Genomic DNA, 9,712 nt, shown 5'->3' on the forward strand with positions numbered 1-9,712 from the left:
TTATAGTTGAATTTAGTTAGACTCCCTGCTTAAATATTTGCCCATCCGCTGGCCAGCACATCCACCAAGTGCATGGTTTTTATCGCCAGCTTGTGCTTATCGATATATGCCTGGAGGTGAAACAAGCAAGAACTGTCCGTAGAGATGATAAAGTCTGCTTCCATTTCCAGTGCATTGTATACTTTCTGCTCAGCCATGGCACTTGATATCGCATCGAACTTAACGGCGAACGTGCCTCCGAACCCGCAACAGGTATCGGTATGGCGCATCTCAACCAAATCCAGGCCTGCCACATTGCTAAGTAATTGCCGGGGCTCTTCCTTGGTATGGCATTCGCGCAACCCCGAACAGGAGTCGTGGTACACGGCACGCCCTTCCAATTCAGCACCAAAGTAATCCTTTTTCAACACATTCACAAGGAAATCCGACAGCTCGTGGATATTCCCTTGTATCGACCTGCACCGATTGTGCACCATGGTATTTGTAAAAAGATCGTTGTAACCGTTTCGCACCATACCGGTACAAGACGCTGAGGGTGCAACGATTATACGGTCGTCTGAGAAATCATGAAGGAATTTGGTGCCGATCGTTTTGGCTTCATCCCAAAAACCCGCATTGTATGCCGGCTGGCCACAGCATGTCTGCTGGGGGTTGTAGACCACCTTGCACCCCGCCTTCTCCAGTACCTTCACGGTATTGAATGCCGTTTCGGGAAACAGCTGGTCTATGAAGCAGGGGATAAACAACTCGACGGTCATGCGGCAGCGGTTTTTCTTAACATCAGCATCCTAAATAACAGTATCAACCCCATTACAAAAAACAGGCCTAAACTCAATGCCGAGTACCGGATATTGTGGGTAACCTGCTCAATGAGGGCAAATGAAAATAGTCCGATAACAATGGCCACCTTCTCTGTAACGTCATAGAAGCTGAAAAAGGAGGCGGTGTCGGTTTCATCAGCGGGCAGCAGCTTGGAATAGGTGGATCGCGATAGGGACTGTATACCGCCCATCACCAGCCCCACCAACGCCGCCAACACGTAAAACTGCACTTCGTGGTGGATATAATAGGCCGAAACACATATCCCTATCCATACGCAGACCACCAGCATCAGTACGCGGACGTTCCCGATATACCGTGCCAACAATGACATTAGGTAAGCTCCGCCAATGGCGACGAGCTGAATGAGCAATATGGTGCCAATCAGCTTGGGTGCGCCTAAGCGGAGTACTTTTTCACCGAATGCTGCCGCCACAATCATCACGGTCTGGACCCCCATAGCGTAGAAGAAAAAGGCTGGGAGAAACCGTTTGATTTCCGGTATTTCCCGAAGCCGTAACCACACATCACGCAATTCGGCAAACCCCTTGCGCAGCACATGCCTCGTTACACGCCCGCTATTCCGCCGGTCTTTGGGTAGCTTCACGAAAGGTATCTGTGCAAAGCCAACCCACCACAGCCCCACCAGCAAAAAAGACAGGCGCGGTGGGAAACTAGGGTCAGTGATTCCGAACCACTCCGGTTTGAGGATAAACACAAAGCAGATGACCTGGATGATGACACAACCGATATAGCCATATGCAAAGCCTTGCGCACTTACACGGTCCTGCTGGTCTACCGTGGCAATCTGGGGTAGGTAGGAGTTATTGAACAATACGCCCCCCACATAGCCCATGGCCGCTAACGTGAAGCAGATGATCCCCCATTCGAGTGTTTCGAGCTTAAAAAAGAATAGTCCCATGCATGCGATACCCCCAAGGTAAGTAAAGGCCATCATGAATGCCTTCTTATTACCCTTGAAGTCGGCCACCGACGACAATATGGGCAATGCCAGTGCCATGATGAGGTACGCCACAGACAAAGCGAAACTCGACAATGCGGTGTTGACCACTTGCACCCCGAAAAAGGTAACGCGGTCGCCGTAAGCTTCTGTAAATGTAATCGCGGTATAATAAGCCGGAAATATGGTTGAGGTGATGACCAGGTTATAAGCCGAATTGGCCCAGTCGAACATGGCCCACGCACGTATGGTGGATTTATCGTTTTTCGCTATTGCCATCCTTGTGTTGAGAGGGCTAAGATAGAAATAAAATCCGTGCGTTTAGTTAAGATAGTTACCCTTCTTACGTTCAAACAGGTTCCTGCTGGGCCTGCCAAGTTAACTACCTTGTCCTTATCCTTCCAGGTGCTCCACCAATTCGTCGGTAAGTTCGAGGTTGTGGAAAATATTCTGGACATCGTCATCATCTTCGAACGCGTCTATTAACTTAATGATATCTTTAGCTTCCTCCAGAGGCAACTCATTAGTAGTTAAAGGTATGCGCTGTAAATCCGCATGTCTAACTTCAATTTCCAGAGATTCCAGCTTGGTCGACATGTTTCCGAAGTCGCTGAACGCTGTATAAACCGTAAATATATCGTCTTCATTTTCAAATGCCGTAGCTCCCGCTTCTATCAACTCCAATTGGAGCTCTTCCAAATCCCAGGTTAAGCCCTCCTTGTCGATGGTGAAAACCCCACTTCTATCGAATAAAAACTCTACAGAGCCGTTCGTGCTCAAAGACCCGTTGTTTTTATTGAATATCGCCCTTACATTGGCAACCGTGCGGTTGGTGTTATTGGTCATACATTCCACAAAAAAAGCTATGCCGTGTGGGCCGTATCCTTCAAAAGATATATATTCGTAATTGTCGGCCTCCGCTCCGGTAGCTTTCTTGATCGCCCTTTCAATATTCTCTTTGGGCATGTTGACACCCCGCGCATTTAAGAGCGCGTTCCGTAATGCCGGGTTCGTCTCGGGGTCGCCATTGCCGTTGTTTTCTTTGATGGCAACGGATATCTCCTTTAAAACCTTGCTGAATAACTTGCTCCGTCTTTTGTCTTGCGCCCCTTTCCGATGCTTAATATTTGCCCATTTACTATGTCCGGCCATGTATAAATTTGCTTTAATTAACCAAAAAGCCCGAATATAGTGATTTATTCCCACAGACGCCAAGCATGGGGGCTGTCCCACCCATAGGATATGAACTAAAAAAATACACCATTATCGGTATTGCACACCCTTTTATTGCCATATAGCTTTGTTCTGTAATTCATTGATACACCTTTTTTTACTAACAACCAGTCTTATGGAAAAGCTACTATTAGATTATCGTTTCGGGACCGACACCGTCGGGAACCCCGACGGCTCGTTTCCGGTAACCCTTTCGGGCACGTCATCGGCAGGCGCACCGGGGAATACCTACATCGGCAAATTGCCGGATGCACTGAGCTTTGATGCCAAGGGCAAAGCCGTATGCGATGTCTCCGACCTGGCGGTCAACGCTGCCCGGTGGTGTACACACGTCGTTTTCAGGGTAACCAAACCGGTAACCAATCGGCAGAATCTGGCCGAATCGACCCGGTTGCCATTTTCAATGTTCCTTACTAAGGGCAAGACAAACAACAGTTTCAACATCGTAGGGACCGTGAAGCCCAACAGCCATGGATGGGCGGGCCCCGACACCGCCTACAAACAGGAACTGAGCACAAACGTTTGGTACACCGCATCACTTGTATACGACTACGATACCGCTGCGCTTTTCATCGATGGCACACTGGTAGCGGTGCATGCTTTTCCCGCAGGTAAGATTACACCACCGAAAAAGGGGAACATTTATTTTGGCACATGGACAGATGGCGCCCGCGACCAGTTTCTTGGAGAACTAGCCGCATTTCAACTGTTCGACGGTATCCCCTCTGCGTTGGAAGACCAGCTGGACGAACGGCGCAATCACCCCGAATGGCATATCACCTATAAACTGGAATCGGTGAAAAAACAGTTCAATCCGGGGGAGCGCACGGCCGGATTATCCACACGTACCGCCATCCAAGCTTATATCCAGCATTATGCCAACTGCGCCATCATGTTCCATCATTCCCTTGGCGTGGCATTCGCCATGAAAGGGGCCATCTATGCGAAATTCCGAACGTTGAGCAACCCTGATGAGCTGGGCTACCTCGTTACCGACGAAGTAAATGCGACTAAAAGCGGTGGCAAGAAAAGTCTCTTTTCCAAGGGCGGGATCTATTGGTCATCTGCCACCGGCGCCGCGCCGGTACTGGATAACATCTATCGCGAATATGAAAACCTAGGCGAATCCCGCGTACTCGGTTTCCCCACCAAATCGCAGCGGTCCATCGCCGGCGGTTTGGAACAGGAGTTCCAGGGCTGCCGCATGTACTACCGTCATGGCGCACCGCAGGCCCATGAGGTGCATGGCAGCATCCTTACGCGGCTGCTTGCTATGGGCGGCGTCGCCAAGTGGGGATATCCCGTAACCAATGAGTGTGATATCAAAAATGGGACCTCTGTTATTGGAAAATTCTCCGAATTCGAAACCTGCACCATCTACTGGAGCGGAGCCACTGGCGCCTATGAAGTACACGGCGATATCCGCCGGAAGTACCACGAACTGGGCGGTCCGCTCAGCGACCTCGGATTCCCGACCTCCAACGAAGCCGATATTCCGAACTATGCAGGCGCGGGGCGTGCCAATACCTTCCAAAAAGGCAGCATCCTTTGGTACGGAAATTACGACTCCGTCAAAGTAGCCCGGCCCTTCCGTGTTTGGATCGGTCGAATCGACTCAAAGGAAAGCGAAGGCTTCGGCATGGGACAAAACGATCTCTACATCAACCGGTTGAAATTAACCGTTGGAAGTACTGTGAAACATTCGTCGCGCAAGCCTTCATCAGGCGCGTGGGGTGGCAAAAACATAGTGGACGTCAATTATACCATTCCGGTAACGGTGGTCCCAAACCAGTTGAACCTGAAAGCTACCTTACACATCCACATCAAGGAGTCGGACCCGATAGGAGGCGACGACGAGATGGGCAAATACGAACACCAGCTGACGGCTGCAAATGCCTGGGGCCTACGCAACAACGATGGCATTTACAAGGTGTCTTTCAGCCAAATCAAATCGCTCACCTGGTCGGTGAAACCTGAAGTCAATATCGCTAGTCTATCGGAAACGGCCAAATGGTGGGGCGTAGCTAATCGGTCTACCCCCACCCTAACCTACAGCCAATACGCGAGCGCATTCCGTGGCGTGGATTCAGAAACCGAATGGTGGGACGTGAGCGACTGGTTGGAAAAGGCGTTCTACGAAATCGCGGTTAAAGGTATTGCCAACGGGGGTAACTGCTATGGCATGTCGCTCGAAGGCATCTACGCGCGAAAAGGGAACAGCCAGTTCAGCATGCCGCTCAACCGGTTTACGAATTGGAATACCATCCGTAACGAAGTGAACATCAAACATGCGTATCAAGTGGGTGCCAACGCGATATGGTGGGTCTTGGGCCAGTTTATAACCGGCAATACCCACAGCCCTGTGTCCGTTTTCAACGACACGCTCAGTGCTTTCAATCGGGGCAGCCACCCGGTAATCTGTATCGCGCAGAACTACGACTTCACCGGCGGACCGCATTGCATACTACCGGTGAAATGGGACAAAAGCACAAAACCCTGGAGAATAACCATTCTCGACCCGAATTTCCCCGGACAGGAGAAAGTGTTGACTGTGAACCCCGACAACAATACGTTCCGGTACGTAGGCGGGCGGACCTACACAGGCGGCCAGTGGTCGGGCGGGCGCTTCCATTATGCTCCTTTTTCCATTTTAGACAGCAAGCAACGGGTACCGATATGGGATTTGATTCTGCTCCTACTCGCCGGGACCATCATCATTTTGGCCGATGACGGGGAAACCGTGTCGATCACCGATACCAATGGCAAAGACCTGGATGCATTCGGGACACGTGCACGCAACATCATAAAGGGTGGCGGCGATCCATCTGAATTTTTTATGGGATACACGGGCCTCCAATCGGGAATCAAGCCGGGCAGCATCCTCGTTCGGCGCGAGCTCCCGAAAACGGCCGGCCTCAAAGACATCGTGGCCACACCGTTGGCCGGCAAAACCCTAAAGACGTTACTCACTGCCAGCGTGAGCCGAACGGCACAGCCGAAAGCCAAGGCTGCCGTGCAACTGGCCGAGGGCCGTTACGCCCACTACGTGGTAAACAACCCGGAAATGCTGAAAAAGATCTCCAAAGCGGAAAAAACTGCACTGTTGAAATTGGTAAACGCCAACGCAAACCGCAATTTCATCCACAAAATCAAGGGATCGCGGCAAGGTAAATTGGACTACATAGTAAAGAGTGGGCTCAGTGAAATCCGCCTCCAGAGTACGCTCAATGCCAACGAAAGCCATACGGTTGAAGTGGCCGACCTGGCGACAAACTTCTGCCGGGTAAAACTGGATGCGGCACGTGCGAAAAATGTCGATTTGGAAATCAAAAACAAATTGGGCGTGGGTGGCGACCATGCCACCATCCGCATCAAAAACATCCCGATAGGCCCATCCAACCAATTGGAGTTCAATATTAAACAAGGAATTGGGGGCATAGAATTACTCAATCGGGGTGGCCGCAAGGACCTCAACGTGGAGGTGGTTACCCGAATCAACAATGTAGCCACTCAACAAGTATTCAGCGTACCGGTGGAAACCGGCGTCCGCATCAAACCTGCCAGCGTACTCTCTGATCGGGAGCTGACGGTAAACGGAATCGATAAGTTGTTCGGCAGGGTCTTATCCGCATTCCGTGTGAAATAAGTCTATGTGTGCCCGCCGATAGGTTCCAAAGGCGAGCTTTCTTAGCAGACAAGCCGGCTTTCCTATCCGGGAAAGCCGGCTATCGCGTAACGCTACATGATTATCGTAACTAAACGGTGGGAATTCAACTTTTTCACACCGGGCGCTTCTTTGCCTATGATTACTCCTCTGTTTACCTTATGTTTGCACCGATGCAGGACTACACCGCACAGCTCAGCAAATACATGCCCGCTTCGGCTGCACCGATCATCTCGCGTTGGATCAACGACAGCGGTTGTCTTTTCCGGATCAGCCGGAGCCGTACGTCGAAACTGGGCGACTACCGCCCGCCACATGGCGGGCATGGGCACCGCATTTCGGTAAACCACAACCTTAATCCCTACGCATTCCTAATCACTACCGTGCATGAGTTCGCCCATTTGAAAACATGGAATACTTATAAGAACAAGGTAAAGCCCCATGGATCGGAATGGAAAGCGGATTTCAGGCAACTCATGCGCCCTTTTGTCCAATCGGGGCTGTTTCCTGATGATGTGCAGCAGGCTATCATGCGCTACCTGGACAACCCCGCGGCATCCAGCTGTACCGACCTGCAGCTGTACCGCGTTCTGAGACGGTATGATACAACTACCGGCCCGGCAAAGACGGTGGAGCAACTACCTGAAAATACGGTATTTGCATTAAAGAACGGGCGGGTATTCCAGAGGAAAGAAAAAATCAGAAAGCGATACCGATGCATCGAAGTGAAGACCCAACGAGTATACCTATTCAGTCCAATTGCGGAAGTAATAATAGTGGAAGATGAGAAAGCGGGGAATTATTAAACATTATCAAATATTTATTTGTTACTTTAGCACCTATTTCATTGCTATGAAGAGATTCATCCTTCTTGGTATCGCAGCCGTGCTCGCATCATGCGGCAGCCCGGACGGCAGCAGTTCTCGGGATACCGGCTCTCCTGCTTTTGATGCCGAGAGCTTCATCTCTTACGTAAAGACACTTTCGGCTGACGAATTCCTGGGCCGTAAACCGTTTACCAAAGGCGATACGCTTACCGTGAACTACATCGCGGATGAATTCGAAAAAATCGGACTGGAACCGGGAAATGGCAACAGTTATTTCCAGGAAGTCCCGATGGTTGAAATCACGTCAGACCCGGCCGGCGAATTGGTATTCCGTGGAAATGGCAACCAATTCCGACTGGCTTACCTTGACGACTACGTAATCGGGAGCCAACGGACCGACACCCAGATAAACATTCCCGAAACGGAGCTCGTCTTTGCGGGGTTTGGCATTGTGGCCCCCGAATACCAATGGGATGATTATGCCGGGCTCGATGCCAAGGGCAAGACGGTCGTTGTAATGGTCGGCGACCCGGGTTTCTATGACGACAACCTTTTCAAGGGCGATACGATGACCTATTATGGCCGTTGGACGTATAAGTTTGAAGAGGCCGCCCGCCAAGGAGCTACCGGCGTGCTGATTATCCACGAGACCGGGGCCGCCAGCTACGGATGGAATGTGGTGCGGAGCGGATGGACCGGCCCGCAGTTGACCTTGGAAACACCTGATAGCGGAGCATCGCGGGCCGCATTCGAGGGCTGGATTACATCGGAAACCGCAGGAAAGCTTTTCGACCTGGCAGGCAATGGCGACTTAATAGCCCAAGCTAAGAAACCGGGATTCAAGCCGGTGCCACTCAACGTCACGACCAGCGTTTCCATACAAAACCAAGTCCGCAAGTCGACTTCAAACAACGTACTCGGCAAAGTATCGGGTAGCAAATACCCAGACGAATATGTGATCTATACCGCCCATTGGGATCACCTCGGCGTAGGCGAGCCCGTAGATGGCGACTCCATCTATAATGGTGCCATTGACAACGCAAGCGGTGTTGCGGCACTCTTTGAGTTGGCAAAAGCCTTCAAAACTATAGAAACACCTCCAGAACGTTCCATACTGTTTCTCGCGGTCACGGCTGAAGAGGAAGGATTGCTCGGCTCAGCTTATTATGCCGGTAACCCGGTCTATCCACTGAACAAAACCGTGGCAAACATCAATATCGATGCATTGAGTGCCATTGGGCGTACCAATGATCTCGCTGTGATTGGGCTGGGCCAGTCTGAAATGGACGACTATGCTAGCCGGGCAGCTGAAAAGCACGGACGGACGATTGTGCCGGGCGGCAACCCGTCTTCTGGAAGTTTTTTCCGTTCCGACCACTTTAATTTCGCCAAAGTCGGTATCCCCGCACTGTACACCGGAAGCGGGAGCGATGTCATCGGCAAAGACAGTACAGAGATTGCCAGCCTTCGGGAAGCATTCGGTAAACGGTATCACCATGTAAGCGATGAATATGACGAACTATGGGATGTAGGCGGTATGATCGCGGACATCGAAGTCGCATTCGACGTGGGCTATACACTGAGCCGTGAAAGGACTTTTCCGAAATGGAAAGCGGGGTCTGAATTCAAAGAGCTCGGAGAGCAGAGATTGAGATAGGGAGGAGACGATAGACAAAAGATACTTGTCTAAATACCAGATACTAGCGACTAAATAATAACTATTAACAACAAAAAAATGTACACCGGATTCAAACACTTACATTCTACCTTAGCCTATGTATTATTGGCGGGACTGCTGATTTCAATTTTATATGTGTTATTTGCCTACTTGCAAAACAAGGGCTACAACCGTAAAATGGCGCTATTAGGCTTGATATGCGCGCACCTACAGCTTGTAGTGGGCTTGGTTGTCTACTTCGTGTCGCCATTGGGCCTCCAAGGCGCATCGGGCGAAGCTATGAAGAACAGCACAGCCCGGCTTTACTTCTTGGAGCACCCGCTTGTGATGCTCATTGCCATCGTACTCATCACGGTGGGCTACTCGCGGGCAAAGAAGCTGACCATACCCAAAAAACAGAACGGAACGGTACTCGCTTTTTATCTTATCGCGCTGATACTCATCCTCTCGCGCATTCCTTGGCAAGTGTGGCCTCCGGGATTGGGCCAGGGATTTCGCTTTTAAGAATTTTGGGGATTGGATTTGCAGGG

Annotated in this window: 7 protein-coding genes; 4 read left to right on the top strand and 3 right to left on the bottom strand. The window is 50.8% G+C overall.

Annotation, left to right across the window (positions count from 1 at the left end):
* Positions 1-29: 29 nt before the first annotated feature.
* The 3 genes from NGM62_RS15650 to NGM62_RS15660 all read right to left on the bottom strand — a co-directional run bounded on the left by NGM62_RS15650 (position 30) and on the right by NGM62_RS15660 (position 2,932).
* Positions 30-758 carry a (Fe-S)-binding protein gene (locus tag NGM62_RS15650; protein ID WP_262249197.1) on the bottom strand — a complete coding sequence of 243 codons (729 nt, stop codon included), beginning with the start codon at positions 756-758 and terminating at the stop codon, positions 30-32.
* Positions 755-2,059, bottom strand: a complete 1,305-nt coding sequence (locus NGM62_RS15655) for an MFS transporter (protein ID WP_262249198.1) — start codon at positions 2,057-2,059, stop codon at positions 755-757. Before NGM62_RS15655 ends, NGM62_RS15650 begins: the two co-directional genes overlap by 4 nt.
* 114 nt (positions 2,060-2,173) lie before the next feature.
* Positions 2,174-2,932: a YebC/PmpR family DNA-binding transcriptional regulator gene (locus tag NGM62_RS15660; protein WP_262249199.1), complete on the bottom strand. Its 759-nt coding sequence runs from the start codon at positions 2,930-2,932 to the stop codon at positions 2,174-2,176.
* Positions 2,933-3,128: 196 nt separating this feature from the next.
* Here NGM62_RS15660 and NGM62_RS15665 point away from each other — a divergent pair, with 196 nt between their 5' ends.
* The 4 genes from NGM62_RS15665 to NGM62_RS15680 all read left to right on the top strand — a co-directional run bounded on the left by NGM62_RS15665 (position 3,129) and on the right by NGM62_RS15680 (position 9,686).
* A complete protein-coding gene (locus NGM62_RS15665) occupies positions 3,129-6,659 on the top strand; it encodes a LamG-like jellyroll fold domain-containing protein (RefSeq protein ID WP_262249200.1) in 3,531 nt (1,176 codons plus the stop codon).
* 179 nt (positions 6,660-6,838) lie between these two features.
* Entirely contained in the window at positions 6,839-7,483 is a 645-nt protein-coding gene (locus NGM62_RS15670) for a SprT-like domain-containing protein (RefSeq protein ID WP_262249201.1), read from the top strand.
* A 46-nt stretch (positions 7,484-7,529) separates the two neighbouring features.
* Entirely contained in the window at positions 7,530-9,161 is a 1,632-nt protein-coding gene (locus NGM62_RS15675; RefSeq protein WP_262249202.1) for a M28 family metallopeptidase, read from the top strand.
* A gap of 78 nt (positions 9,162-9,239) precedes the next feature.
* Positions 9,240-9,686, top strand: a complete 447-nt coding sequence (locus tag NGM62_RS15680) for a hypothetical protein (protein WP_262249203.1) — start codon at positions 9,240-9,242, stop codon at positions 9,684-9,686.
* Positions 9,687-9,712: the final 26 nt, after the last annotated feature.

This window comes from Parapedobacter soli (assembly GCF_025460835.1).
In the GTDB taxonomy this organism is placed as follows: Bacteria; Bacteroidota; Bacteroidia; order Sphingobacteriales; family Sphingobacteriaceae; genus Parapedobacter; species Parapedobacter soli.

What these genes read in the sequence shown, in the direction of transcription:
- NGM62_RS15665 (WP_262249200.1), top strand. Translation starts at nt 3,129, where the DNA reads ATGGAAAAGCTACTATTAGATTATCGTTTCGGGACCGACACCGTCGGG.
- NGM62_RS15660 (WP_262249199.1), bottom strand. Translation starts at nt 2,932, where the DNA reads ATGGCCGGACATAGTAAATGGGCAAATATTAAGCATCGGAAAGGGGCG.
- NGM62_RS15650 (WP_262249197.1), bottom strand. Translation starts at nt 758, where the DNA reads ATGACCGTCGAGTTGTTTATCCCCTGCTTCATAGACCAGCTGTTTCCC.
- NGM62_RS15655 (WP_262249198.1), bottom strand. Translation starts at nt 2,059, where the DNA reads ATGGCAATAGCGAAAAACGATAAATCCACCATACGTGCGTGGGCCATG.
- NGM62_RS15680 (WP_262249203.1), top strand. Translation starts at nt 9,240, where the DNA reads ATGTACACCGGATTCAAACACTTACATTCTACCTTAGCCTATGTATTA.
- NGM62_RS15675 (WP_262249202.1), top strand. Translation starts at nt 7,530, where the DNA reads ATGAAGAGATTCATCCTTCTTGGTATCGCAGCCGTGCTCGCATCATGC.
- NGM62_RS15670 (WP_262249201.1), top strand. Translation starts at nt 6,839, where the DNA reads ATGTTTGCACCGATGCAGGACTACACCGCACAGCTCAGCAAATACATG.